The following is a 26,839-nucleotide window of genomic DNA, read 5'->3' on the forward strand; positions in this document are numbered from 1 at the left end:
GCGCAGCAAGAGGCTCATGAAGACAAGCGCGCCGGCGTGCGATCCCAATCCGCCGGAAGAAGCGGAACTGTCCACTTCGGGTCCGGGCGCCAGCGCTCCCACCCCGCGGAGAACGGCGGCCCCCACGCACCGATGGCGTCGACCGCCTGCCGGCCGGCGTCCCGTACGGCCGCGGCCCTGGCGGCGGACATCAGCCCCGCCCGCTGCGCCGCGGCGAACTCGTCCTCGTCCCGCCACTCCCACGAGCGGTCCGGGTGGACGACGAGATCCAGGTAGTGGTCCTCGGAGTCGACGCCCCCGGCCCACCGCACCCGGGGCGCTTCGAGGTTGACGTAGAAGGACCTGAAGGTCCAGTCGTTTTCCCAGAACAGCCAGACGGACCACGGCTCGCCGGGCCGGGCCAGCTTCAGCACGCCGGCGCCGAACCAGCGGGTGCGCAGCGGCCGGTGCGGCTTGGTGTAGCGGGTGACCAGGGGCTCCCGGTGCAGCTCGGTGCCGTCGGCGAGCACGGGGCGTACGCATTCGGTGTCCGGCGCGACCCAGACGGCGAGGGTCTCGGCGTCGTCGCGGACGACGGTGACCGGGCGGCAGACGGCGACGGTACGGGCCGGGGCGCCGTCTTCGGCGGTGCTGCCGGCGCCGGGGGCGTTGGCGCGGTAGCGCCAGAGGATGTGGTCCCCCGGTGTCCACCGGCCGTCCGTGACGTCCCGGCCGGTCCGGCCGGCTTCACCGGCCCCTTCGGCCCCTTCGGCTCTGCCGTTCCCGCCGTTCCCCCCGTTGCCGCTGCTCCTGCCGTTCCTGCCGTTCCTGCCGCCGTCAAGCGTCGCGTCTGGCCCGTGCATCCGACGATGGTATCCAGCGGCGCCTTACGGACGGGTCATTCGCAGAACGTCGAGCGCACTGTCCAACTGCTCCTCCGTGAGCAGCCCGCGCTCCACGTAGCCGCCCTCCACCACCACCTCGCGGATCGTCTTGCGCTCCGCCAGCGACTTCTTCGCCACCTTGGCCGCCTCCTCGTAGCCGAGGTAGCGGTTGAGCGGCGTGACGACGGACGGCGAGGACTCCGCGTACTCCCGGGCGCGCCCGGCGTGCGCCGTGATGCCGTCGACCGTGCGATCGGCGAGCAGGCGTGCGGCGTTGGCGAGCAGCCGGACGGACTCCAGGACGTTGCGGGCGAGGACGGGCAGCATCACGTTCAACTCGAAGTTGCCGGAGGCGCCGGCGGTGGTGACCGTGACGTCGTTCCCGACGACCTGGGCGCAGACCATCAGCACCGCCTCGGGAATCACCGGGTTGACCTTGCCCGGCATGATCGACGAGCCGGGCTGGAGGTCGGGCAGGGCGATCTCGGCGAGGCCGGTGCGCGGTCCCGAGCCCATCCAGCGCAGGTCGTTGCAGATCTTGGTGAGCCCGACCGCGATCGTGCGCAACTGGCCAGAGATCTCCACCAGGCCGTCGCGGGCGCCCTGCGCCTCGAAGTGGTCGCGGGCCTCGGTCAGCGGCAGCCCGGTGGTCCGCGCCACCTCGGCGATGACGGCGGCGGCGAAGCCGGGCGGGGTGTTGATGCCCGTGCCGACCGCGGTGCCGCCGAGGGGCAGCTCGGCCAGCCGCGGCAGCGAGGCGTGCAGCCGCTCGACGCCGAAGGCGACCTGGGCGGCGTAGCCCGCGAACTCCTGGCCGAGGGTGACGGGCGTGGCGTCCATCAGGTGCGTACGCCCCGACTTCACCACCTCCGCGAACTCCTCCGCCTTGCCCGTGAGCGCCGCCCGGAGGTGGGTCAGCGCGGGGATCAGGTCCTGCACGACCGCGCCGGTGGCGGCGATGTGGATGGAGGAGGGGAACGTGTCGTTCGACGACTGGCTGGCGTTGACGTGGTCGTTGGGGTGGACCACCGGGCCCCCGGCGCCCAGCTTCTCCTGCGCGAGGGTGGCCAGCACCTCGTTCATGTTCATGTTCGACGAGGTGCCGGAGCCGGTCTGGAAGACGTCGACCGGGAACTCCTCGTCCCACCGGCCCTCCGCGACCTCCTCCGCCGCCGCCTGCACGGCCGCGGCGACGTCCTCGTCGAGCACGCCCAGCTCGGCGTTGACCTTCGCCGCGGCGGCCTTGATCCGGGCCAGCGCCGCGATGTGCGCGGACTCCAGGCGCAGCCCGGAGACCGGGAAGTTCTCCACGGCGCGCTGCGTCTGGGCGCGCCACTTGGCGCGGGCGGGGACGCGGACCTCGCCCATCGAGTCGTGCTCGGTGCGGAAGCCGTCGGAGTCGGGGCGTTCTGCGGGGGGAGTGGTGGCGGGCTGGCTCATGCTGCCGAGGATACGACCGCGCGCCGACACCGCCCGTGCGCCGAACGGTGGATTCGGCGGGGGCCGCCGCGGACTTGCCGCGGCGGCTGCCGCGGGCGCGGGCGGTGGCGCGGTGGAATCGACCGGAAGCGAAAAGAAATCAGAAGAAACCAAAAACCAGAAGAGATCAGCCGGCATCGAACAGGTACGGCCCGAGGAGTGACGTGACGACCAGCCCCCGCATCCGCATCCCTCGCCTCCCCAGCCCTCGCCTTCCCCTCCCTCGCCGCCGGGGCGGGGCGTGCGCCGCCGCGCTCGCCTGCGCCCTGCTCGCCGCCGCGGCGCAGCCGGCGGGCGCCGTCCGGCCGCAGGACGACGACAAGGGGAAGGACGTGCAGGGGGTGACCGGGCCCGCGATGAAGATCGCCATCGACAACGCGCGCAAGACCACGGGCCCCGGTCAGGAGGCCACGTACACCATCCGCGTCTCCAGCCTCCAGGACAGGCCGATCGAGGGCATCGAGATCCGGCACACGCTGGCGAAGGGCATGGAGCTGGTCGAGCCGGGCGCGGGCGGCGCGGTGCGGGGGCGCGAGGTGCGCTGGACGGCGGACCTGAAGGGGCACAAGCACGCCGAGTTCACCGCGCGGACGCGCCTGGCGAAGGAGGCGCCGACGGCGGGCGAGCTGGCGGCGACGGCATGCGCGTACGAGAAGGGCGCCAGGACCCCGGTGGTGTGCGCACCGGACATCGACAGGCTGACCGCCGCGCCGGCGCGCACCGCCGACGACGGCCGCGGCGGCGGGCGCGACGCCGAGCCGCAGGCCGCCGGCGACTTCGGGAGCGCCGCGGCGTACGGGCTGGGCGCGGGCGTGCTGCTGCTGGGCGGCGGGGCCGTGGCGTTCGCGCTACGCCGCCGGGCGGTGGCGGCGCGCCGCGGCTGAGGCGCCGGCGTACCGCCCGGCTCGTACGCCCGCAGGGGGCGCCCGGCACGCCCCGGCCGCCCCTGCCCTCCCGTCCGCGCCCCGCTACGGCTTCGCCGCGCCCCGCACCGGGATGCTCGTCACGAACGGCTTCACCGGCCCGGGGTCGGTGAAGAAGTCGTTCCCCTTGTCGTCGACGACGATGAACGCGGGGAAGTCCTCCACCTCGATCTTCCAGACCGCCTCCATGCCCAGCTCCTCGTACTCCAGGACCTCGACCTTCTTGATGCAGTCCTGCGCCAGCCGCGCCGCGGGCCCGCCGATCGAGCCCAGGTAGAAGCCGCCGTGCGCGGCGCAGGCGTCGGTGACCTGCTTCGAGCGGTTGCCCTTGGCGAGCATCACCGTCGACCCGCCGGCCGCCTGGAACTGCTCCACGTACGCGTCCATCCGCCCCGCCGTCGTCGGCCCGAAGGAGCCGGAGGCGTAGCCCTCGGGGGTCTTGGCGGGGCCGGCGTAGTACACCGGATGGTCCTTCAGGTACTGCGGCATCTCCTCGCCCGCGTCCAGCCGCTCCTTGATCTTCGCGTGCGCGATGTCGCGCGCCACGACGAGCGGGCCGGTCAGCGACAGCCGCGTCTTGACCGGGTACTTCGTCAGCTCCGCCCGCACCTCGGCCAGCGGCCGGGCGAGATCGATCCGTACGGCCTCGTCCATGGGGTTCGCGGTGTCCGCGGCTCCCGCGGCCCCCCTGGCCCCCGCGGTCAGCTCCGCCGCGGTGGTGTCCGGCAGGAAGCGCGCCGGGTCGTGCTCCAGTTGCTCCAGGAAGACGCCCTCCGCCGTGATCTTCGCCAGCGCCTGCCGGTCGGCCGAGCAGGAGACCGCGATGGCCACCGGGCAGGACGCGCCGTGCCGCGGCAGCCGCACGACGCGCACGTCGTGGCAGAAGTACTTGCCGCCGAACTGCGCGCCGATGCCGAGCGTCTGGGTCAGCTCGAAGACCTTCGCCTCCAGCTCCGTGTCGCGGAAGCCGTGGCCGGCGGGGGAGCCCTCGGTGGGCAGCGAGTCGAGATAGTGCGCGGAGGCGTACTTGGCGGTCTTCAGCGCGTACTCGGCGGAGGTGCCGCCGACGACGATCGCGAGGTGGTACGGCGGGCAGGCGGCCGTGCCCAGCGAGCGGATCTTCTCCTCCAGGAAGCGGAGCATCGACGCCTCGTTGAGTACGGCCTTCGTCTCCTGGTAGAGGAACGACTTGTTGGCGCTGCCGCCGCCCTTGGCCATGAACAGGAACTTGTACGCGTCCCCGTCGGTGGCGTACAGCTCCACCTGCGCCGGCAGGTTGTTGCCGGTGTTCTTCTCGTCCCACATGGTCAGCGGGGCCATCTGGGAGTAGCGCAGGTTGAGCTTGGTGTACGCGTCGTACACCCCGCCCGACAGCGCCTCCTCGTCCCGCCCCTCGGTCAGCACGTGCTGACCGCGCTTGCCCATGACGATCGCCGTGCCCGTGTCCTGGCACATGGGGAGCACGCCCGCCGCCGAGATGTTGGCGTTCTTCAGCAGGTCGAGCGCGACGAACTTGTCGTTGGCCGACGCCTCGGGGTCGTCGCAGATGGCGCGGAGCTGCGCGAGGTGGGCGGGGCGCAGGTAGTGCGAGATGTCGTGCATCGCCTCCGCGGCGAGCAGCCGCAGCGCCTCGGGCCGCACTTCGAGGAACGTACGGCCGCCGGCCTCGACCGTGCGCACGCCCTCTTTTGTCAGCAGGCGGTACGTCGTGGTGTCCGCGCCGAGCGGGAGGATGTCCGTGTACGAGAACGCGGGGCTGGCGGGGCGGGCGGTGGCGGTCATCGCGTTCCTTCGTCGTCGGCCGGCGGCGGCGCCCTCCAGATTAGGACGGCCCCGCGGGCGCCTCGGCGTGAGGTGCCCCTCCCGCCCTCCCCCCGCCCGAACCGGACGGTCCGGCGGGCGGACGGGCCCTAGTCACGATGTATCGCGTTTGGTTAGGCTGGTGCCGTGGACGAGACCCCGCGCGACAACGCCCCCGTGCCCGCCGCCCAGCCGTCGCTGTCGAAGAAGCCGGTCGCCGAGGGAGAGCTGCGCGCCTCCGACGCGGACCGTGACCGGGTGGCCGACATCCTCCGCGAGGCGCTCGCCGAGGGGCGGTTGGACCCGGAGGAGCACGCCGAGCGGATCGACGGCGTCTACAACGCCAAGACCGTGGGGGAGCTGGAGCCGCTCGTACGCGACCTCCCGGTGGGCCGGCGCGGGGCCGGGCCCGCGGCGGGGGCGCCCCCGGAGTCGTACCCGCCGCCGCAGCCGCAGACCCTCGTCGCGATCTTCAGCGGCTCCGGGCGCAAGGGGCGCTGGAGCGTGGGGCGCAGGACGTCGGCGTTCGCGCTCTTCGGGGGCGTGGACATCGACCTGACCGAGGCGGTCTTCCACCAGCAGGAGATCGTCATCAACGCCACCGCGATCTTCGGCGGCGTCGAGATCAGGGTCCCCGAGAACGTGTCGCTGCGCGGCTCCGGCACGGCCATCTTCGGCGGCTTCGACGTGCACGCGCAGGAGGCGGACGATCCGCGTGCGCCGGTGGTCGTCGTCACCGGTTTCGCGCTCTTCGGCGGGGTGGACGCAAAGGGCAAAACGGGCAAGTTCCTGAAGAACCTGACGGACCGGATGCGCAAGCACGGGCTCGGCCACTGACCCCTTTTCGGCCCTTTTCCGGCCCTTTTCCCGCCGCTTTCCCGCCGCCCCAACCGCCCCCGCAGCCACGGAAGGAGCACCTCCATCCCGGGTGGCAACTCGGCGCATAAGCGCGCGCACAGCGGGTAGAGCACGTGCATCGTCTCCTCCGTACGGCCGCAGGTGCGAACGTCGTACGCCCCCGAGACAGCTTTGTCCCTGATCCGCCAACGCCGTCGTCAGGAGTGGACCGTGCTCCAGTCCCACCAGCAGTCCCTGCACGAAGCCCGGGTGCCGACCCAGCGCTCCGGCCGGCGGGAAGAGGGGGATCCGTGGCACACGGAGGCGGTGTGCCGGCGGGACGAGGCCGCGCTGTTCTTTGCACCGTCGAAGGAACCGACGGCCGACCGGCTCTCCCGCGAGGCCGCCGCGAAGCGGGTCTGCGCGCGCTGCCCCGTGATGATCGAGTGCCGGGAGCACGCGCTGCTGCTGCCCGAGCCGTACGGCGTGTGGGGCGGGCTCACGGCCGCGGAGCGCCGGGTCGTCCAGGCGCGGCGCAGGCGGCGTGAGACGGCCGAGAAGCTGACCGCCCCGCGGGGGATAGCGCAGGCCGGCTGAGACTGCCCGCGGGGCCTGGACAAACGGTTCTGCCGGGGGCGCCGACCGTACGCACCAGCCCTCCCGCGCGCGCCGCCGCTACAGCGGCCGGTCGAAGTCGATCGAGCTGTACGCACGCAGCTTCGACAGCCGGTGCTCCGACTCGATCTGCCGGATCGTGCCGCTCTTGGACCGCATCACCAGCGACTGCGTGTACGCCCGGTCCGCCCGGTAGCGCACGCCGCGCAGCAGCTCCCCGTCCGTGATCCCGGTGGCGACGAAGAACACGTTCTCGCCGCTGACCAGGTCGTCGATGAGCAGCGTGCGGTCCAGGTCGTGGCCGGCGTCCAGCGCCCGCTGCCGCTCCGCGTCGTCCCGCGGCCACAGCCGGCCCTGGAACGTACCGCCCAGGCACTTCATCGCGCAGGCCGCGATGACGGCCTCCGGGGTGCCGCCGACGCCGAGCAGCAGGTCGACGCCGGTGCCGTCGCGGGCGGTCATGATGGCGCCGGCGACATCGCCGTCGGAGATGAACTTGATCCGCGCCCCCGCCTCGCGGACCTCCTGCACCAGCCCGTCGTGGCGCGGCCGGTCCAGCACGCAGACCGTGACGTCCTGCGCGGTGCCGCCCTTGGCCTTGGCGACGCGGCGGATGTTGGCGGCGACCGGCGCGTTGATGTCGACGTACTCGGCGGCCTCGGGGCCGGTGGCGAGCTTGTCCATGTAGAAGACCGCGGACGGGTCGAACATGCCGCCCCGCTCGGCGACGGCGAGCACCGAGACCGCGTTGCCCATGCCCTTGGCGGTCAGCGTCGTGCCGTCGACCGGGTCTACGGCCACGTCGCACTCGGGTCCGGTGCCGTCGCCGACGTGCTCGCCGTTGAAGAGCATCGGGGCGTCGTCCTTCTCGCCCTCGCCGATCACGACGACGCCGTTCATCGAGACGGTGCTGACCAGGGTGCGCATGGCGCGTACGGCCGCGCCGTCGGCGCCGTTCTTGTCGCCGCGGCCGACCCAGCGGCCGGAGGCCATCGCGCCGGCCTCGGTGACCCGGACCAGCTCCAGGGCGAGGTTGCGGTCGGGGGCCTCGGGGGCCACCTCCAGTTGCTCGGGGAGGTGGTGGGGCGTCTCATGGGGCTGTGGCATCCGTGAGGACCTTTCCGCTCGGTCGACGGCCGGAAGGGGGGCGGTAGGGGGCGACATAGGGGGCCCTCAAAGCCTATCCGTTTATCGCCATTTTGAGCACACCGCCCCTCGGATGAGCGGGTCGGTCGCCGTGTCTCCCGCCGGACTCCCCGCCCCCGGGGAAGGGGCCGCTCCGGGATGAGGGACGATAGGAGGCGTGGCAGACAGGAACAGCATGCGGACGGTGCGCAATCTGGTGGGTGCGCTGGCGGTCACCTGCGGGGTGTCGCTGGTCGTCTACTGGGGCGTCATCCCGCGCGAGGGCGACGGCAACGAGATGGCGGCCGTCTCCTACAGCCAGGAGCTGGGCCAGGCCCGCCGCGCCGCACCGTACCCGGTCGTCGCGCCGGTGGGCCTGCCGGACGACTGGCGGGCCAACTCCGTGACGTACCGCGGGACCGGCGACCACGGCACGACCTGGCACCTGGGCTTCGTCACGCCCGACGAGGAGTACGTGGCGGTGGAGCAGGGGAGCGAGCGCCCCGACAGCTTCGTCCGCAAGGTCACCCACGAGGCGCGGCCGACGGGCGAGACCCGGCAGGTGGCCGGCGAGGAGTGGGCGCGCTACGAGGGCAGGCAGTACGACGCCCTGGTGCACAAGGGCGACGGCGTGACGACCGTGGTCACCGGCACGGGAAGCCTGAAGCAGATGGAGCGGGTGGCGGCGGCGCTGAAGGCCAAGTGAGCGGACTGCCGGTCGGCGGGACACTCCGGCGGACCCTGCGGCCCGTACCGGACGAGCGGTGAGCGGGGTGCGTCACCCCGCCCGCTCCGAGCCGTCCAACTCCGCGCCGTCACCCTCTTCTTCCTCCGCATCCTCCGCATCATCCGCGTCCCCCGACTCCGCCAGCGCCGCGTCGAGCCGCTCGCGGGCGCCGTCCAGCCACTGCCGGCAGATCCGCGCCAGCTCCTCCCCGCGCTCCCACAGCGCCAGGGACTCCTCCAGGGTCGAACCGCCGGACTCCAGCCGCCGCACGACCTCCATCAGCTCGTCCCGCGCCTGCTCGTAGCCGAGAGTCCCCCGGTCCTTCGTCTCTGCCATGGCCCCCACCTTAGGACCCGCCTACGACACCGGGCCGACCGTGACACCGAACTCCCCGTCGGCGACGCGGGCGCGCAACTCCTCGCCCGCGCTCACCTCGTCCGCCGCCCGCACCGCCGAGCCGTCCTCCCGCTGGAGCACCGCGTAGCCGCGCTTCAGCGTCGAGGCGGGGGAGAGGGCGACGACCCGGGCGCGGGTGTGCGCCAGCTCGGAGTCCGCGCGGTCCAGCAGATGCGCCAGCGTGCGCCGGCCGCGCGCGAGCACCGCGTCCACGACCTCTGCGCGCTCGTCGACGATCCGGTACGGCTCGGCCATCGCCGGCCGGCTCAGCCACGCCGCGAGCCCGCGCTCCTCGCGGTCCAGCACCCCCGTCAGCACCCGCAGCGCGCGCTGCCGGAGCTGCTCTATCCGCACGTGCTCCTCGCCGACGTCCGGCACCGCGTCCTTGGCGGCGTGCGTGGGCGTACGGGAACGGAGATCCGCCACGTGGTCCAGCAGGGGGTTGTCCGGCTCGTGGCCGATGGCGGAGACCACCGGCGTACGGCAGGCGGCCACGGCCCGTACGAGCTGCTCGTCCGAGAACGGCAGCAGGTCCTCCACGCTGCCGCCGCCGCGCGCCACGATGATGACGTCGACCTCGGGGTGGCCGTCCAACTCCCGCACCGCCGCGACGATCTGCGGCACCGCGTGCACCCCCTGCACCGCCACCGGCCGCACCTCGAACCGCACCGCCGGCCACCGGTGCCGCGCCGTCTCCAGCACGTCCCGCTCCGCCGCCGACGCCCGCCCCGTCACCAGCCCGATGCGGCGCGGCAGGAACGGCAGCGGCTTCTTGCGCTCCGGCGCGAACAGCCCCTCGGCGGCCAGCGCCTTCTTCAACCGCTCCAGCCGCACCAGCAGTTCGCCGACGCCCACCGGGCGGATCTCGGCGGCGCGCAGCGAGAGCTGGCCGCTCGGCGCGTACCAGACCGGCTTGGCGAAGACGACGACGCGGGCGCCTTCCTGTATGACATCCGCCACCTTGTCGAACACGTCGCGGAAGCACGTCACGGTCAGGGAGACCTCCTGCGCCGGATCGCGCAGGGTCATGAAGACCACGCCGGCGCCCGGCCGCCGCGACAACTGGGTGATCTGCCCCTCCACCCACAGCGCGCCGAGCCGGTCGATCCAGCCGCCGATCTTCCGCGAGACGACCCCGACGGGCATGGGTGTCTCTGCCGTGTTCACCGCCATGGCCCCGAGCCTAACGGCGGGGTACGACACCCGGGCGGCTCCGGCGGGGGGCGTGCGGGCGCCCGCGCCCTCCAACCGCGCACCGGGCGTTCCGTACCATGGCGGTATGACTGCTTCGAGCATGCCGCAGCCCGCCCGCCGCGTCCTTCTCGCCGCTCCCCGGGGCTACTGCGCCGGCGTGGACCGGGCGGTGATCGCCGTGGAGCAGGCACTTGAGCAGTACGGCGCACCCGTGTACGTACGGCACGAGATCGTGCACAACAAATACGTCGTCAAGACGCTGGAGCGCAAGGGCGCGATCTTCGTCGAGGAGACGGCCGAGGTGCCCCCCGGCAACATCGTGATCTTCTCCGCGCACGGCGTCGCCCCCGCCGTCCACGGGGAGGCGAAGGAAGGCCGGCTCGCCACCATCGACGCGACCTGCCCGCTGGTGACCAAGGTGCACAAGGAGGCCGTCCGGTTCGCCAAGGACGACTTCGACATCCTCCTCATCGGCCACGAGGGCCACGAGGAGGTCGTCGGCACCTCGGGCGAGGCGCCGGAGCACATCCAGCTCGTCGACGGCCCGGAGGGCGCCGAGCAGGTCACCGTGCGCGACCCCGACAAGGTCGTCTGGCTGTCGCAGACCACGCTGTCCGTGGACGAGACGATGGAGACCGTCGGCCGGCTCAAGGGCCGCTTCCCCAACCTGCTGGACCCGCCGAGCGACGACATCTGCTACGCGACGCAGAACCGGCAGGTCGCGATCAAGCAGGTGGGCGCGGAGTCGGACCTCGTGCTCGTCGTCGGCTCGCAGAACTCGTCGAACTCGGTGCGGCTGGTCGAGGTCGCCCTCGACGCGGGCGCCAAGGCGTCGTACCTGATCGACGGGGCCGAGGAGATCGACGAGGCGTGGCTGGACGGCGTGGCGACGGTGGGCGTCACGTCGGGGGCGTCGGTGCCGGAGGTGCTGGTCGACGGCGTGCTGGAGTGGCTGGCGGAGCGGGGCTACGGAGACGTGGACCTGGTGCAGCCGGTGGACGAGCGGATCACCTTCTCCCTGCCGAAGGAGCTCCGCCGCGACCTGCGCGCCGAGGCTGCTGCGCTGGGCGCCGCCGGGCAGGACTGACCGGAGCCGGCTGGCCGGGAGCCGGCTGGCCGGGCGCCCGCCGCCGCGACCGCGACGCGGGCGGCGCCCCCGACGACGACCGCACGGGGGCGCCGCCGGACCCGCCCCCGCCGGGGCCGCGCCGCACGGCGAGCATGACGAAGTGCCGCAGCAGGGCGACGGCGGCGGCCAGCAGCGTGCCCCCGTAGAGCCACGGCGCCTCCAGGGCGAGGGTCGTACCGGCGGCCATCACGTGCGAGGAGATCCCGTCCGAGCCCTCGCCGACGGCCAGGGTCCCGGCGGCGAACGCGATCGGCATGGCGATCGGCGCGGCGACGGCGTCCGCGGGCCGGATCCACAGCGCGCAGCACACCGAGAGCACCAGGAACACCACCCCGAAGAACACCGGCGCGGTCCCCATCACCACCTGCACGAACGCCCCCGTACCCAGCATCACCGACACCGCCAGCAGCCCCCCGCCGGCCGCCGTCAGCCGCGGCCCGGGCGGCCGCAGCAGCGCCCGCAGCACCGGCGGCACGGGCCGCCGCACCGCGGCCCGGTACACCCCGGCGCTCTCCTCGGGCCGGGCGCCCGCCGCGGAGGGGTCGGGCTCACGGGCCGGTCGCGGGACGTGAGCCCGCCGTCGCTCTCCGTCAGGATCCGTGTTCGTACGGTGATGCTGCATCGCTCCACGTTAGGCCCCGCGGCAGGTGAAACCCCGCGAGGGGCACAGAATGCGCTCATTCGGAGTGCCGGAGTCCCACGGGACGCACACACCGGGTGCACGGGGCCACCCGTAGAATCGTCAACCGGGTCCCGCCGCGTCGCGACCCCGTCCCCGTACCCCGTACCGGAAGTCGCTCACGTGTCCCTCACGATCGGAATCGTCGGCCTGCCGAACGTCGGCAAGTCCACCCTCTTCAACGCCCTGACCAAGAACGAGGTGCTGGCGGCCAACTACCCGTTCGCCACCATCGAGCCCAACGTCGGCGTCGTCGGCGTCCCGGACTCCCGCCTCGCCACCCTGTCCGGCATCTTCAACTCCCAGCGCATCCTCCCGGCCACGGTCGACTTCGTCGACATCGCCGGCATCGTGCGCGGCGCGAGCGAGGGCGAGGGCCTGGGCAACAAGTTCCTGGCCAACATCCGCGAGTCCGACGCGATCTGCCAGGTCATCCGCGCCTTCCGGGACGAGAACGTGGTCCACGTGGACGGCAAGGTCTCACCCAAGGACGACATCGAGACCATCAACACCGAGCTGATCCTCGCCGACCTCCAGACCATCGAAAAGGTCCTCCCGCGGCTCCAGAAGGAATCCCGCATCAAAAAGGACCTGGCCCCCAAACTCGCCGCCATCGAAGAGGCCAAGGGCATCCTCGACGCCGGCCAGACCCTCTTCGCCGCCGGCATCGCCCAGGGCACCCCCCGCGCCGAACTCCTCCACGACCTCCACCTCCTGACGGCCAAGCCCTTCCTCTACGTCTTCAACGTCGACGAGGACGAACTGGCCGACGAGACCTTCAAGGACGAACAGCGCGCCCTGGTCGCCCCCGCCGAGGCCATCTTCCTCAACGCCAAACTCGAATCCGAACTCGCCGAACTCGACGAGGCCGACGCCCTCGAACTCCTCCAGTCCGTAGGCCAGGAAGAACCGGGCCTGGTCACCCTGGCCCGCGTCGGCTTCGCCACCCTGGGCCTCCAGACCTACCTCACCGCAGGCCCGAAGGAAGCCCGCGCCTGGACCATCAAAAAGGGCGCCACGGCCCCGGAGGCGGCAGGCGTGATCCACACGGACTTCCAGAAGGGCTTCATCAAGGCGGAGGTCATCTCCTTCGACGACCTGGTCACCACCGGCTCGGTCCCCGAAGCCCGCGCGGCGGGCAAGGCCCGCATGGAGGGCAAGGACTACATCATGCGCGACGGCGACGTGGTCGAGTTCAGGTTCAATGTATAGGCCACGCGGTACTGTAACTCTGGCGAATTAGCAAACCACCAGGTCATCCGGGGGCGGCCCGGATTCGGGTCGCCCCCGTTCGCGTACCGTGGCTGGATTCTCGCTGGATGCCCTGACGGCTCGTCACCTGTCGTTCTCCGCACGCTGGCCGGATTTTGGCTGGAGAGCGCTCAACGGCGAGTCAGCGCAAGTGGGTACGCGCAGACGGCGTGTACGCCTGCGTCGGCCGAGTGCTTCGCGGATCGCACCCCCGTGGCCCGGCGTGCGTGAACGGCACCGCCGCTGCCCCCGTGGGCTGCTGAGCGGGGCCGCTCTGCCACCCCGTTCCCCCTCGAATCCTCAGCGGGGCACCAGACAGATGGGAACGGCCATAGGCCCTGGTCAGCGGACTCACGGATCACCATCGAGTCCACTTTGCCCCTCTGAAGCCCCAGCGTCAGCCGCAAATTCGAGTCCGGGGCCGACGAGCGGCTGGCATCATCCGGCAGGTTCTCCTCCGCCCCGGCTGGAGGGCATCCCGCTGCTCGGATCACCGGATGCCGTGGTTGCCAGCGTCCGAGGGGTCCGACCTCCTCGAACACGCCCCGTGTCACCGGTCAGCTTTGCACTCCGGGGGCGGTGCGGCCGGGCGCCGCTACGAGACCTGGGTACACACGCCGCTCCAGGGACGCAGCGCGCCAGCCAGGGCACGGGCTGGAACCTGCTGCGGTATCCGACGTATCAGGGCTTCGAGGACAGCGTCGAACTGGAGCGTCCCGTACGCGAACAGGCTCGCGGCGCTCGGTACAGGGGGCGGCTGAGGGGGCGTGTGTGACCGTATTTCAGCTGAAGTGTTCAGACTTGATCGCTGTTTGGCTGGTATCTGTTGTTCTTTTCTGAAGAACGTATGCCTGATAAGGCAAGTGGTGTGATGTAAGTCACGAGAGGTGTGGGACAATTGCCAGGTTTGCCCGCCAAGGAGGTCTAGTCCAGCAGCCTTGATCCCGTTACGTTGACGCGACGTTACGTTCCGTTGTCTCAGGGGTGGGGCTCTGTGGTGATGCGTGGGCGATGGCAGCGATGTCGGGCGTGGTTGACGGCGGGCCTGGGCACGGCCCTGCTCTTGGGTGCAGCTCCGGTTGTGGAAGCGGGTGCGGTTCCCGGTAGCACGCGCGCGCCCTCGGCGGCGCCGGACGCCAAGGGGAATGCAGCGGCGTCGGATACCGCGGTCGCGGCTACGGAGGATCAGGCGGCGGCGCGGGCGGAGCGTACCGGTGAGCCGGTGGAGATCGCGTCGTTGCGTGGCGAGTCCAGTGAGGTGTTCGCCACTCCTGACGGGAGCCTGGAGGCGCGCGAGTATCTGCGGCCCGTGCGGACCCGTGTGGGTGGCGAGTGGAAGGCGATCGACACCCGGCTCGCTCCGGCCGCGGACGGGATGGTGGCGCCGGGGGCGACGACCGTGGGGCTGGAGTTCTCCGGTGGTGGGGCGGCGCCGTTGGTGCGGATGGCCCGGGCCGGGCGGGAGTTGTCGCTGTCGTGGCCGGGTGAGTTGCCGCAGCCGCGGCTGGAGGGTGATGCGGCCGTCTACCCGGAGGTGTTGCCGGGGGTCGACCTGCGGATGGGGGTGCAGGCTGACGGCTTCGCCCAACTGCTGGTGGTCAAGACCGCCGAGGCGGCGCAGAATCCGGAGTTGACGCAGCTTCGGCTGCACCTGGGCGCGACGGGGATGGACGTACGTGAGACCGCGGCCGGCGGCCTGGAGGCGGTCGATGCCGGTGCCGGCGGGGCGGTGTTCGAGGCACCCCAGCCCGTGATGTGGGACTCCAGCGGCGGCACCACCCCCGGCGCCCGCAGCGCCGGCAGCGATCCGGGTGGCGAGCCGGTGGCGGGGGAGACGGGCAAGCTGGCCCCGGTCGATGTCGAGGTGACCCAGGAGCCGGACGGACTGGTGCTCACTCCGGACACGCAGGTGCTGAAGGGTGCGGACACCGTCTATCCGGTGTTCATCGATCCGCAGTGGTATTCGCCGCGGGCGTCGGCGTGGACTTTCGCGTCGAAGTACTGGGCGTCGTCGCCGCAGTGGAAGTTCAACGGCGAGGACAACGCCGGGATGGGCTACTGCGGCTGGGACTATTGCGCCCCGCACGACACCAAGCGCGTCTTCTACCGCATCCCGACCTCCCGCTTCGCGGGCAAGTCGATCCTGTCGGCGGAGTTCGTCACACGCAACATCTGGTCCGCCTCCTGCTCCGAGCGGAGCGTCGAGCTGTGGCGGACCAAGGACATCAGCTCGTCCACCACGTGGAACAGCCAGGACGCGGGCTCCGGGTTCTGGCTCGACAAACTGGACACGAGATCCTTCGCGTACGGCCACGACGGCTGCGCCGCAAAGGACGCGGAGTTCGGTATCCGCGCGGGAGTGCAGGAAGCCGCGAACAAGAAGTTGACGACGATGACCTTCGGGCTGCGTGCGGCCAACGAGGACGACAAGTATGCGTGGAAGCGGTTCTCGGACAAGGCGTTCCTGCGGGTGAAGTACAACCGTCCGCCGCCGCAGATCAAGATGGCGCAACTGACGATGAAGTTCGGCGGGGTGTGCAAGCGACCTGACGAGAAGGCGCGCGTCCGTAAGCTCAGCACGATCTACGCCAACGACGTGACCGATCCCGACGGCGACAACGTCTCCGTGCAGTTCCAGGCCAAGTGGGACGGTGGCAGTTGGACGCCGGCCAGGACCGGCAGCCGGCCTTCGAACTCCACCTTCAGCATCGCGTTGCCCACAGGGATTCCGGCCGACAAGACGGTGCACTGGTACGCGCGCGCGTACGACGGGGCGCAGTGGTCGCCGTGGTCGTACTCGGGCGATACGAAGACCGCCTGCTACTTCGTCTACGACACCAAGGAGCCCGAGGCGCCCTCGGTGACCTCGGGCGAGTATCCGGAGTCGAATCCGGAAGATCCGAACGACCCGTGGCTGGACGGGGTGGGCCAGTACGGCACCTTCACCGTTGACTCGCCCGATGCGGACGTGAACCGCTACCGCTACGGCATCAACAGTGATCCCTTGCCCACGAACCAGGTTTCCACCTCCGGCGGCGCGGCCAAGGACATCAAGATCCTCCCGACGCGGCCGGGCCTGAACTTCTTCACCGTCCAGTCCTTCGATACCGCTGGTAACAACAGCGAGATCCGCACCTACCAGTTCCGGGTGAAGGCCGGTCAGCCGGATCGCGCGACGTGGCAGCTCGACGAGCCGGCTGGCGCCACCCAGGCCGAAGGCTCAACGCCGGCGCGGACTTTGGCTCTTAAGGGCGGGGCGACCACGGGCGCCGCCGGGGCCGAGGGCACCGCGCTCGGGCTGAACGGCACCGATGCCTACGCGGCCACCGATCTGTCGGCGGTCAACAACACCGGCGGTTTCACCGTCTCGGCGTGGGTGAAGCTGGATGCCAAGCCGACGACCGGCGCGGCCGTGGTTGCTTCGCAGCCGGGCAACGAGCGGATGGGTTTCGCGCTGCACTACGCCGCTGCCCATGACCGCTGGATCTTCAACGGCTTCTCCGCCGACACCCCCGACGCAGCAGTCCACCGGGCCATGGCACCCAACCCCGGCGGCGTCCAGACCGGAACCTGGACCCACCTCGTCGGCTCGTACGACTCCGTCGATGACAAGCTCCAGTTGTTCGTCAACGGCACCCTCGTCGGCGAGACCCCCTTCGTCAGCTCCTGGAACGCCCGCCGCGGTCTGCAACTGGGCGCCGGCTCGGCGAGCGGGGTTGCCAGGGACTTCTTCCCCGGCATCCTCGACAAGGTCCAGATCTTCGACAAGCGCATCGCCCAGGACGAGGTCGACAAGCTCTACGCCAAGCAGACCATCGGCGACCCCGGCCGCCCCGCCACCGCCGTCTTCGAACTCGACGAGCCCGCCGGCGCCACCGAGGTTGCCGGCCGCGGCGGTGTTCTCCCCGCCCGCTACCAGGGCGGCGTGACCACCGGCGTGCCCGGCGTGGCGGGCAAGGCCACGAAGTTCAACGGCACCGACGGCTACGCCCGTATCGGCCAGACCTCCGGACCGCACATCAACAGCGAACGGTCCTTCGCCGTCTCCGCCTGGGCCAAGCTCGACGCCAAACCCGACCGCCAGGCGACCGTCGTCGCGCAGACAGGCGAGTTCGCCCTGGGCTTCGAGCTCTACTACTCCGCCGCCTACGACCGCTGGGTCTTCAACCAGTACGCCTCCGACACCCCCGGCGCACCCATCATCCGGGCCATGGCCGACCAGCCAGGAGACGCATACGCGGGCACCTGGGCACACCTCGTCGGAGTACACGACACCACCGCCAACACCCTCACCCTCTACATCAACGGCAAGAAAGCAGGATCCACCACCCTCGTCGACGCCTTCTACGCCGCCGGCTCCATGTACGTCGGCGCGGTCTCCGTCAACAACACCCTCAAGAGCCACTTCCCCGGCACCATCGACGACATCCGCCTCTTCGACCGCCCCATCTCCCCGGCCGAAGTCCAGCAGCTCTACAAGCAGCGGCCACTGGTCAAGAGCCGCTGGAAGCTGGAAGGCAGCAACGGCGCGACACCTCCGGCTACTGCGGACGACTCACCCGGGGGCAACGACATGACCCTCCACGGCGGCGCCGCAATCGGCTCCGGCTGGGTCGACTCAGGCGCGATGGAGTTGGACGGAGTCGACGCCTACGCGGCGACCTCGGGTGTGCCGGTGGACACGAGCGGGAGTTACACGGTCACGGCCTGGGCGCAGGCCGCTGCCGTGCCGGACGATGCCGCGGCCGTGGTCAGCGCGACCGGAAGCAGACAGGGCGCCTTCGCGGTCCGCTACGTACCCGCGGCAGATCCCGCAACCGGCACCGGGAGCTGGGAGATAGCACTTCCCGGGGCCGACAGTGACGCAGCAGGCGTGGTGCGTGTGAAGAACGAGCAGTTCTGGGATGTACGGGACTGGAACCATCTCGCTTTGGTCTACGACGGGCTCTCCAAGGAGGCCCGGCTGTACGTCAACGGTGAACTGGAAGAAGTGGCCTGCGCCGACGACGACGGGAACGGCGAAGCCGACGACCCCGCTTGCACCGACCGCCTGTCCTGGGCGCAGGACGTGTTGACCTTCCGGGCCGGCGAGTCCATGCAGATCGGCCGCAGCAAGACGGCCGGCACGTGGGGCGAGTACTGGCCCGGGGCGGTCGACGACGTGTGGGTCTTCCAGGGAGACCTGACCGCTGGCCAGATCGCCCACCTTGCGCTCGGTTGGCCGGACGTCGTCACCGACGTCCCCGACGACACCTGAGATCGCACTCCGCCCGGCGCTGCCCCCCAACGGCGCTGGGGCTCGAAACCCCTTTCACCAGCACCCAGCTTCCACCGGGGCCTGTTCGCGGGCGATGGTGGCGCGGCAGCGGAGACGAGGACGACGGGATGAATCGTACGGTCAGCAAGCGCGCGAGATGGGCGAGCCGTCGGGTTGCCTGGGGAGCCGCCGCCCTGATGGTCGCCACCCTCCTACAGGACGCGACGACCGCGACCACCGCCTTCGCGGACGAGGGCAGGGGCGGGCCGGACGTGCCCCGGGCCGAGCAGCCGGTCGCGGGCCGGTCGATGACCGAGGTCGAGCCGCGCGCCTCGCAGGATGGCCCGACGACACCGCGCCGGAGGCCGGACACGGCGTGGCCGGAACCGTCGACGGCTCACGTCGAGCTGACGTCGGCGGGCGTCAGAGACGTCACCGAGGATTCGCCGGGCGCGACGACGCTCCCCCTCACCCTCGACGTGGCTTCCCCGGACAGCGGGCATCCTGCGGCTGCGGCGGAGGCGGCCAAGGGTGCCCGGGGGGAGGTGACCGCACGGGTTCTCGGTCGTGATGCGGCACGGAAGGCCGACGTCGACGGGGTGCTGTTCGCGCTGGAGTCCGTACCCGGACCGCGGCAGGCGGCGGGTGAGGTGCGGGCAACGGTGGACTACGCCGCCTTCTCCGAGGCATTCGGCGGCAGCTACGCCTCTCGGCTCACCCTCGTCGAGATGCCGGCCTGCGCGCTGGACACCCCCGCGAAGGGCGAGTGCCGCGAGGGCGAGCCGCTGCCGACGGTGAACGATGCGGAGAAGCAGACGCTCACCGCCGAATCGGTCCGGCTCGACACGCAGGAGCCGACGGTGCTGGCCGCCGTCGCCGCCGCGGCGAGCGAGAACGGCGACTTCAAGGCCACGTCGCTGGCGCCGTCGTCGTCCTGGGACGTGAACCTCAGCTCCGGGGACTTCTCCTGGTCGTACGGCATTCCGGTCCCCGAGGTGCCCGGAGGGCTCCAGCCGAGCGTGGGGATGTCGTACTCCTCGGGTTCGGTGGACGGCCGTACCGGCGGGACCAACAACCAGTCCTCGTGGCTGGGCGACGGCTTCGACCTCTGGCCCGGCTACATCGAGCGCCAGTACAAGCCGTGCTCGGACGACGGCGTCGAGCATTCCGACGGCAGCAAGCCGGGCGACCTGTGCTGGGGCTACGACAACGCGTTCATCTCCTTCAACGGCAAGGGCGGCGAACTCGTCCCGGTCGGCAACGACGAGTGGAAACTGCGCGACGACGACGGCACCCGGGTCACCCGCCTGGCCTCGGCGGACCGTGGCAACGGGGACAACAACGGCGAGTACTGGCGCCTCACGGACCCCCAAGGCGTGCGCTACTACTTCGGCTACAACCGGCTGCCGGGTTGGGCGGACGGCAAGGAGACCACGGGTTCGGCCTGGAAGGTCCCGGTGTTCGGCGACGACTCCGGTGAGCCGTGCCACGACGCCGCCGGGTTCGGTTCGTCCTGGTGCCAGCAGGCGTGGCGCTGGAACCTCGACTACGTCGTCGATCCGCACGGCAACGCCGTCTCCTACTACTACCACCAGGAGGAGAACTCCTACGGCCGCAACCTGAAGGCGGAGAACAACACCCGTTACACCCGCGGCGGAAGCCTGGACCGTATCGAGTACGGGCTGAAGCACTCCTCGGTGTACGACACGAAGCCCCTGGCCAGAGTCGACTTCAGCAGCGGCGAGCGATGCCTGCCCAACGCGCAGACGACCTGCGAGTCGATCGGCACCGACTCGGCGTACTGGTACGACACCCCCTGGGACCTCAACTGCGCGGAGACAGCCGACTGCGACCAGGGCCGGTACTCGCCCAGCTTCTGGACCCGCAAGCGCCTGACCGGTGTGACCACCGAGGTGCTCAAGAGCGACGGGACGTACGGCCCGGTCGACTCCTGGAAGCTGGCACACCGCTGGGGCCAGGCCGACATCGACTACCAACTCCTGCTCGACTCGATCCAGCGCACCGGCCACACCGCTACCCCGGCGATCACCCTGCCGAAAACCACCTTCGCCTACACCCAGTTGGAAAACCGCCTGGACAAGACAGGTGACGGCTACGCGCCGTTCATCAAGGCCCGCCTGTCGAGCGTCGCCGACGAGTACGGCGGCCAGATCGCAGCCAACTACTCCGGCGCGGCCTGCGACTGGAACGCGCTGCCCACGCCACAGACGAACACCACCCGGTGCTTCCCGCAGTACATCGGCGGCAGTGACAGCGCCGATCCGGAACGGCAGTGGTTCAACAAGTACGTCGTCACCTTGATGACGGAGCACGACCGAACCGGCGGCGCCTCGGACAAGGCCACGCGCTACGAATACCTGGGCGGCGCTGCCTGGCACTACGACGATGACGACGGGCTGACGAAGGAGAAGTTCAAGACCTGGTCCCAGTGGCGAGGCTACGGCCAGGTGCGCGTCAAGACCGGCGGGGAGGGCGGTGACGCGGCGATGAAGTCGCAGTCCGACACCTACTTCCTGCGCGGAATGCACGGCGGCCGCGAGAGCCCCGCGGGTGGCAGCAAGAGCGTGTCCGTCGGCCTCGGCAGCGGCGAGGGCGACCCGCTCACCGACCATGAGTCGGCCGCCGGTTTCGCGTACAAGACTGTCGATTTCTCCGGACCCGGCGGCAAGGTGCTGAGCAAGACCGTCAACCGGCCTTGGCACCATCAGACGGCGAAGAAGGAACGCTCGTGGGGCACGGTGACGGCGAATCTCACCGGCACCGCGCACACCAAGACCTGGACCTCCCTGGACAACGGCGCAGGTAACGACTGGCGCGTGACGTCCACCGCCAACACCTACGATACGGTCGCCGGCCGGCTTACCGAGGTGGACGACTTCGCGGACAACTCCACCGCGTCCGACAACCGGTGCACCCGCAGCACGTACTCCACCAACGAGGAAAAGAACATCCTCGTCCTGCCTTCGAGGGTGGAGACGGTCGCCAAGGCGTGCGGCGACCCCGTCGACCGCACCAAGGACGTCATCACGGATGTCCGCACCGCCTACGACGGTAGTGCCATCAGCGGCACGCCGTCCGTCCCGAGCAAGGGAGATGCCACCGCCACGGCCGTGCTGAAGTCCCGTACCGCCGACGAGGCCGTCTATCTTGAGTCCACCGCCGAATACGACACCTACGGGCGTGAGCTCGCCAGCACCGATCTCACCGCGAATCTGACCTTCAACGGCAGCGGACAACTCCAGTCGCGGAACCCGCGCACGGACGGCCGGAGTTCCACTACCTCCTACACCCCGGCAACCGGGTTTGCCACGCAGGTCAAGGAGACCACGCCACCGTCAACCCCCGGCAACGCCGCCACGGCACTGACCTCCACCACCACCTACGACCCGACGCGTGGCCTCCCGCTCACTCAGGCGGACGTGAACGGCAAGACGACCACGTCGGCGTACGACGCTCTGGGCCGTACCACCAAGGTGTGGCTGGCCGACCGGCAAACCGGCCTGACGCCGAGCTACGAATTCACGTACCAGGTGACCGAGGGCAAGCCGGTCGCAGTCGGCACCAAGACCCTCGGCAACTCGGGCGCCCAGCGCACCTCGTACACCTTCTTCGACGGGTTTCTGCGCGAACGCCAGACCCAGGTGCCTGGCCCTCGCGGGGGCAGGCTTCTGAGCGACGTCTTCTACGACGAGCGGGGCCTTGTCGCCGAGACCTTCGAGCCGTACTACACGGACAAGCTGCCGTCCCCCGAACTGTTCGCCCCGGACGACGCAATCACTGTGGAGACCCAGTACCACCACTCCTACGACGGCCTCGGACGCAATGTCCAGACCGAGCAGGTGGCAGGCAGCGGAGCCGGCCGCACTGTCCTGGCGACCACCACCACCCAGTACCGCGGCGATCGCACGACGGTGATCCCGCCGGACGGCGGAACAACCACGACATCGCTCGTCGACGCACGGGGTCAGACCACGGCCGTGCGCCAGCACCACGCGCGGAGCGCGGAGTCGACCTACGACGAGACCGGCTACCGCTACACGCCGCGCGGCGTGCTGGAAAAGGTGACCGACCCCGCCGGGAACTCCTGGACGTACCGCTACGACCAACTCGGACGCCAGGTCGAATCCAACGACCCCGACAAGGGCACCACCACATCCGTGTACGACGACCGCGGGCAGGTCACGTCCACCACGGATGCCCGCGGGACCAAGCTCGTCAGCGTCTACGACGGCATCGGGCGCCGTACCGAGCTGCGTGAGTCCTCGCCCACCGGAACACTGCGTGCCGACTGGACATACGACACCGTCAGCGGCGCCAAGGGGCATCTGGCCACGTCGACCCGCTACGTGGACGGCGAGGCGTACACGAACAAGGTCGTCGCGTACGACCGTCAGTACCGGGTGCTGCGCTCCTCCGTGACCATTCCGGCGTCGGAGGGGGCGCTGGCCGGGACGTATCTCTCCGGGACCACGTACAACGTCTCCGGCACCGTGCAGGCCGTCGGCTTCCCGAAGGCCGGGGCGCTGCCGTCCTCAAGCGTGCGGTACACGTACGAGGACGAGACCCTCCGCCCGATCGAACTCGGCGGTGACCAGGGGCTGAAGGCGAAGACCAGCTACACCAACGACGGCAAGCCGCAGTGGTACGAGTTCTCGAACAGCGGCGGCAAGAGCGTCGAGGTCGCGAACACCTTCGAGCGGGGGACGCAGCGCCTTGCCACCTCGCGGGTCGAACGTCAGGACGTGCCGGGGGTCGACCAGCACAACACGTTCACGTACGACGCGGCCGGCAACGTGCTGTCGGTCGCCGACGTCTCCCGGTCGGGCACGGACACCCAGTGCTTCGACTACGACTTCGCGCGCCGGCTGACCACGGCCTGGACCGAAGGCGACACCGAATGCTCCGCCCAGCCCTCGGGCGGGGCAGTGGGCGGCCTGGCGCCGTACCGGCACTCGTACACCTACGACAAGGCGGGTAGCCGCCTGACCGAGACCCAGCACGACATCGGCGGCGACGCGACCAAGGACACCGAGCGCACCTACGCCTACCCGGCCCCGGGCAGCCCGCGGCCGCACACCCTCACGTCCGTCACCAGCACCGGCCCGACCGGCACCGCCCAGGACAGCTACACCTACGACGAGTCCGGCAACACCGCCACCCGCAACCTGAGCGGCGACACCCAGACGCTGACCTGGGACGCCGAAGGCCACCTCGCCAAGGTCACGGAGCCGGTCGAGGGCAGCGCCGACAAGGTCACGGACTACGTCTACGACGCGAGCGGCAACCGCCTCATTGCCCGTACCCCCACGGAGACCACCCTCTATCTCGGCACCACCGAGATCACCCTCCCCAAGGGCGCCGCCGCCGCCAAGGCCACCCGCTACTACGAACTCGGCGGCGGCCACCAGGCGGTCCAGGAGGACGACGGCAGCGTCTCGTTCACCCTCGCCGACCACAACGGCACCGGCCAACTGGCCATCGACGCCGCCACCCAAACCCTCGACCAGCGCCGCAGCCTCCCCTTCGGCGCCCCCCGAGGCCCGGAACCCCCCTCCTGGCCGGGCACCCGCGGCTTCGTCGGCGGCACCGACGACACCGCCAGCACGGGCCTGCAACACCTGGGCGCCCGCGAATACGACCCGAAACTGGGCCGCTTCATCAGCGTCGACCCACTCCTCGAACTCGACAAACCCCAAACCCTGAACGGCTACACCTACGCCGCCCAGAACCCCCTCACCTTCAAGGACCCCACCGGCCTGGGCCTCGACTGCGGCAGAGGATCACCGAGCGGCGTGAGCTGCGGAAGCGGCCAGACCCGCGCGGACGGCAGCCGCGGCAACGGCATGAACCAGACGGGCGGCGGGGTCATGGGCCGACCGTCCGTGAGCCATCCATGCAACAGCAACTGCTCGTCGCAGACCCCCGCTCAGACGATCGACATCGTCCAGAAGGACAACGTGGTCTGGATGGAGGGCTTCCGGCTGCCCTCGGCTCTCGAACTCGAGCGGATGTACCCGACGCTCAGCAATGAGGATGACCGGCTGGACCACCACATCCAAGCCACCTGCCGACCGGGAGAGATTGCTTCAAGCGCGGCGGACTTCTGCGCCGCCGCAGGCGACCTCGGCTGGCTGGATCGGGAACCGACTCTCTTCGACCAGCTGGTGCTTTCGATCGTCGCACCTGACGTCGGCGCCTGGAAGGAATGCCTGAAGAACCCGGGCCTCACCAGCGCCTGCGGCTCCGCCGCCCTCGACCTGCCCTGGGCCAAGGCACTCAAGCCGATCAAGTTCCTCAAAGCGGCGAAGAAGTGCCACAGCTTCGTCCCGGGCACCCGAGTGCTACTGACCGACGGCAGCTCCAAGCCGATCGAGAAACTCGAAATCGGCGACAAGGTCGTCGTCACCGACCCTGATACAGGCAAGACCACGATCCGCGAGATCGTCGCCACGATCACCACCGAAGACGACAAGGAATTCGTCGACCTCACCATCACAGCAGACGGCAACACCACCACCCTGACGTCCACCACCACACACCCGTTCTGGGTACAGGAGAAGAACGACTGGGTGAACGCCGGCGACCTCACCCCCGGCCAGAACCTCCGCACCCCGGACAGCACAACTGCCACCATCCAGGACGTCCGCCACTACACCAAGCGTCAACGCACCCACGACCTCACCATCAACGACATCCACACGTACTATGTAATGGCGGGGGCTACGCCGGTATTCGTTCACAACAGCAACGGATGCGGTGTCGCCCGTAACGAGAAGGGGCAGTTTATATCTGGAGAGAATGCGGACGCGGCCCGTGGGCGCCAGACACACTTGAACTACAGAAATGCTCTTGGTGCTGGATACGACTTCGAAGTCAGGCTTCCGAGCGGGCTCCAACCTGATGCGGTCGATTGGAAGAACCGAGTCGTGCGTGAGTTGAAGTCGGACGCGAAGAGCAGCCAGGCGACGGGGCGGCGACAGCTGCAAACTTACGTCGCCGAGCTGGAGGATATGACCGGTCAGAGCTGGACTGGCCATCTCGATACGTATAAGAGGTTTGACTAATGGTTAACTCGATTCTCCTGGAGGCTCTCGATGAGGTCTTCAAGCCGCTAGGGTTTCGAAAGAGGTCGGCGAACTGGTACAGAGTGTCTGGCGATCTCTACTGCGTAGTCGGAGTCCAGGAGTCACGCTGGGACGAGTCGTGCCATGTGAATGTCGGATTCGCTCCAGCGGTCAATGTCAAGGCGGGGTGGCTCCCGGAGTCGAAGTGTCTCGTTAGGTTCAGGGCGGACGCAATCATCTCTATTCCTCGTGGAGATCTTGACCTACTATCTGGTGAAGTGGTGGAGGCGAGTGGGGAGAATTTCCTTCGAGCGGATCTCGTCGAGAAGATTGCAACTCCAGTAGCGTGTGCGGTTAATCCGGTCGAGAGTATTCAGGGTCTGAAATCGCTGCTGCGCACGAGCGTAAGCGATCAGGTGTTCATTCATCGTGAAATCAGGGGTGAATTGCTTTGAGATCAGCGTCTATGGTCCTTGTGTCTCTGCCAGCTATCCAGGCCCGGGGGTACACGGTGAACCAGCCCAGCAGCGACGCGGACCTGTCCGATACGAGCGCAAAGTCAGCCACTTCCTGGCCTTCCTCGGGCTCGCGGCAGCCCTAACCTGCTATAAGAGGTTGTCTCATGTGGTGTCGGGTTGATGCGGCATGATGCCGTGCCATGCGTGTTGGTCTGTCGCAGAGGCTGGTTCCTGACGAACTGTGGTCCCTCGTTGCTCCGTTGCTGCCGCCGTTTGCGTCGCGTCCGCAGGGCGGAGGCACGGCCCCGGTTGATGAGCGAGCGGTGTTCACTGCCGTCGTGTACGTGCTGACCAGCGGATGCGCCTGGCGGCATCTGCCGGAGACGTTCGGTGTCTCGCCGGCGACTGCACACCGCCGGTTCGCCGCATGGACTGAGGCCGGCCTCTGGCGTCGCCTGCATCAGACCGTTCTGGACGAACTCGGCGCCCGTGGTGAGGTGGACTGGTCCTCGGCGATTGTGGATGCGGCCTCCGTCCGCGCGAAAAGGGGGGATCGCTGACCGGGCGCAATCCGGTCGACCGCGGTAAGAAAGGCAGCAAACTCCACGTCCTGTCCGACGCACAGGGCTTACCCATGGCCCTCGGCGTCTCCGGCGCCAATGTCCACGACAGCCAGGCGCTGCTGCCGCTGGTCGCCGGCATACCCGCCATCCGGTCCCGGCGCGGTCCCCGCAGACGCCGCCCCGGCATACTCCGTGCCGACAAGGCGTACTACTCCGCTGAGAGGCTGAAGTGGCTGCGTGAGCGGGGCATCGTTCCGCGTATCGCCCGGCCCGGCGTCGAGTCCGGCGAGCGCCTTGGCCGACACCGCTGGAAGATCGAACGGTCAATCTCCTGGCTCTTCGGCTACCGCCGCCTGACCGTCCGGTACGAGCGCGAAGGCAGCCACTTCCTGGCCTTCCTCGGGCTCGCGGCAACCCTGACCTGCTACAAGAAGCTCGCGAAACTCACCACGTGAGAC

General features: G+C 70.0%; 17 protein-coding genes. 10 read left to right on the forward strand and 7 right to left on the reverse strand.

Annotated features, from left to right (window positions below; all coding sequences use genetic code 11):
• Positions 1-14 precede the first annotated feature (14 nt).
• On the reverse strand, positions 15-842 hold the full coding sequence (locus tag QBL21_RS05420; RefSeq protein WP_407560834.1) for a DUF402 domain-containing protein: 828 nt from the start codon (positions 840-842) through the stop codon (positions 15-17).
• 24 nt (positions 843-866) lie between these two features.
• Positions 867-2,303 (reverse strand): class II fumarate hydratase, encoded by a 1,437-nt coding sequence (locus tag QBL21_RS05425; RefSeq protein ID WP_407560835.1) that lies wholly within the window; start codon positions 2,301-2,303, stop codon positions 867-869.
• Positions 2,304-2,506: 203 nt separating this feature from the next.
• Here QBL21_RS05425 and QBL21_RS05430 point away from each other — a divergent pair, with 203 nt between their 5' ends.
• Positions 2,507-3,226, forward strand: coding sequence for a hypothetical protein (locus QBL21_RS05430; protein ID WP_407560836.1), 720 nt, complete (start codon positions 2,507-2,509; stop codon positions 3,224-3,226).
• 84 nt (positions 3,227-3,310) lie between these two features.
• Here QBL21_RS05430 and QBL21_RS05435 read toward each other — a convergent pair whose 3' ends face one another.
• Entirely contained in the window at positions 3,311-5,047 is a 1,737-nt protein-coding gene (locus QBL21_RS05435; protein ID WP_407560837.1) for a fumarate hydratase, read from the reverse strand.
• A gap of 165 nt (positions 5,048-5,212) precedes the next feature.
• On the opposite strand from QBL21_RS05435, the gene QBL21_RS05440 reads away from it, so the two are divergent.
• Together QBL21_RS05440 and QBL21_RS05445 are read left to right on the forward strand one after the other, a co-directional pair.
• The gene (locus QBL21_RS05440) at positions 5,213-5,902 is read left to right on the forward strand and encodes a DUF1707 domain-containing protein (protein ID WP_407560838.1); all 690 of its coding nucleotides are present in this window, start codon (positions 5,213-5,215) and stop codon (positions 5,900-5,902) included.
• 231 nt (positions 5,903-6,133) lie between these two features.
• Positions 6,134-6,499, forward strand: a complete 366-nt coding sequence (locus QBL21_RS05445) for a WhiB family transcriptional regulator (protein WP_407560839.1) — start codon at positions 6,134-6,136, stop codon at positions 6,497-6,499.
• A 78-nt stretch (positions 6,500-6,577) separates the two neighbouring features.
• Here QBL21_RS05445 and glpX read toward each other — a convergent pair whose 3' ends face one another.
• Positions 6,578-7,624 (reverse strand): class II fructose-bisphosphatase, encoded by a 1,047-nt coding sequence (glpX, locus tag QBL21_RS05450; RefSeq protein ID WP_407560840.1) that lies wholly within the window; start codon positions 7,622-7,624, stop codon positions 6,578-6,580.
• A gap of 196 nt (positions 7,625-7,820) precedes the next feature.
• Here glpX and QBL21_RS05455 point away from each other — a divergent pair, with 196 nt between their 5' ends.
• Positions 7,821-8,348 (forward strand): DUF4245 domain-containing protein, encoded by a 528-nt coding sequence (locus tag QBL21_RS05455; protein WP_407560841.1) that lies wholly within the window; start codon positions 7,821-7,823, stop codon positions 8,346-8,348.
• Positions 8,349-8,420: 72 nt separating this feature from the next.
• Here the strand turns inward: QBL21_RS05455 and QBL21_RS05460 are convergent, their stop codons facing one another.
• Together QBL21_RS05460 and xseA are read right to left on the reverse strand one after the other, a co-directional pair.
• Positions 8,421-8,705: an exodeoxyribonuclease VII small subunit gene (locus tag QBL21_RS05460; protein ID WP_407560842.1), complete on the reverse strand. Its 285-nt coding sequence runs from the start codon at positions 8,703-8,705 to the stop codon at positions 8,421-8,423.
• 21 nt (positions 8,706-8,726) lie between these two features.
• Positions 8,727-9,938, reverse strand: coding sequence for an exodeoxyribonuclease VII large subunit (xseA, locus tag QBL21_RS05465; protein WP_407560843.1), 1,212 nt, complete (start codon positions 9,936-9,938; stop codon positions 8,727-8,729).
• A 106-nt stretch (positions 9,939-10,044) separates the two neighbouring features.
• Between xseA and QBL21_RS05470 the strand changes: the two genes are divergently transcribed.
• Complete coding sequence (locus QBL21_RS05470) at positions 10,045-11,046, forward strand: 4-hydroxy-3-methylbut-2-enyl diphosphate reductase (protein ID WP_407560844.1); 1,002 nt, start codon at positions 10,045-10,047, stop codon at positions 11,044-11,046.
• Here the strand turns inward: QBL21_RS05470 and QBL21_RS05475 are convergent.
• On the reverse strand, positions 10,967-11,590 hold the full coding sequence (locus QBL21_RS05475; RefSeq protein WP_407560845.1) for a DUF6542 domain-containing protein: 624 nt from the start codon (positions 11,588-11,590) through the stop codon (positions 10,967-10,969). The genes QBL21_RS05470 and QBL21_RS05475 overlap by 80 nt on opposite strands.
• 300 nt (positions 11,591-11,890) lie before the next feature.
• On the opposite strand from QBL21_RS05475, the gene ychF reads away from it, so the two are divergent.
• The 5 genes from ychF (at position 11,891) to QBL21_RS05500 (ending at position 26,836) form a co-directional block, all read left to right on the forward strand.
• On the forward strand, positions 11,891-12,979 hold the full coding sequence (gene ychF / locus QBL21_RS05480; protein WP_407560846.1) for a redox-regulated ATPase YchF: 1,089 nt from the start codon (positions 11,891-11,893) through the stop codon (positions 12,977-12,979).
• A gap of 1,039 nt (positions 12,980-14,018) precedes the next feature.
• Positions 14,019-18,275, forward strand: a complete 4,257-nt coding sequence (locus QBL21_RS05485; protein ID WP_407560847.1) for a LamG-like jellyroll fold domain-containing protein — start codon at positions 14,019-14,021, stop codon at positions 18,273-18,275.
• A gap of 197 nt (positions 18,276-18,472) precedes the next feature.
• Positions 18,473-25,360 (forward strand): polymorphic toxin-type HINT domain-containing protein, encoded by a 6,888-nt coding sequence (locus QBL21_RS05490; protein ID WP_407560848.1) that lies wholly within the window; start codon positions 18,473-18,475, stop codon positions 25,358-25,360.
• Entirely contained in the window at positions 25,360-25,815 is a 456-nt protein-coding gene (locus QBL21_RS05495) for a DUF4304 domain-containing protein (protein WP_407560849.1), read from the forward strand. Before QBL21_RS05490 ends, QBL21_RS05495 begins: the two co-directional genes overlap by 1 nt.
• A 203-nt stretch (positions 25,816-26,018) precedes the next feature.
• A protein-coding gene (locus QBL21_RS05500) for an IS5 family transposase (protein ID WP_407560850.1) occupies positions 26,019-26,836 on the forward strand; the annotation gives its coding sequence in 2 pieces (ribosomal slippage) (positions 26,019-26,366 and positions 26,369-26,836; 816 coding nt in all).
• Positions 26,837-26,839 lie beyond the last annotated feature (3 nt).

It is taken from the genome of Streptomyces sp. 184 (genome assembly GCF_045781775.1).
In the GTDB taxonomy this organism is placed as follows: domain Bacteria; phylum Actinomycetota; class Actinomycetes; order Streptomycetales; family Streptomycetaceae; genus Streptomyces.